This is a genomic window from Myxococcus llanfairpwllgwyngyllgogerychwyrndrobwllllantysiliogogogochensis, assembly GCF_006636215.1.
GTDB lineage: Bacteria > Myxococcota > Myxococcia > Myxococcales > Myxococcaceae > Myxococcus > Myxococcus llanfairpwllgwyngyllgogerychwyrndrobwllllantysiliogogogochensis.
Genome location: NZ_VIFM01000781.1, coordinates 1 through 441, shown reverse-complemented (window position 1 = coordinate 441; position 441 = coordinate 1). Strand labels below are relative to the sequence as shown.

Genomic DNA, 441 nt, shown 5'->3' with positions numbered 1-441 from the left:
ATTTAATACTTTTAGCGTTTCGGCATCATCACCAAAAACCGTTTTAAGTGCCGCAAGCCTTTGCTCTGTGTTTAATTTTTTTAACTTTTCAAGCTGGGCAAATAGCTTATCCAGTCCACCAAATTCCCCTTTTCCATCAGTAAAATCTAATTTGACCCCTGATCCTTTAATTGAGGCATTGGCTTTATTAACTTTTTTGGTATCCATGACAGCCTGGAATATTTTACGGTAGGCATTCCCTGCTGACTCGCCAGCCATCCCCATCTGATCCGCCATCACCAGCAATGGTGCAAATACCTTCGTTGCCCCCAATCCCTTCTGACGGATAATATCCATTGCACTACCAATGTTCGAAAAACCCTGCAACATATTGCCGGGGTCAACGCCCGCATAATAACCCCGCTGGATCACATCCATCAGGCTCATCATGTCCTTTTCGGT

The 441-nt window shown here is 44.2% G+C and carries 1 protein-coding gene; it reads right to left on the bottom strand.

Going from position 1 to position 441, the window contains the following annotated elements; genetic code table 11:
* On the bottom strand, positions 1 to 429 hold a 429-nt coding region (locus FJV41_RS50505), incomplete at its 3' end, for a phage tail tape measure protein (RefSeq protein WP_246137941.1).
* Positions 430 to 441 lie beyond the last annotated feature (12 nt).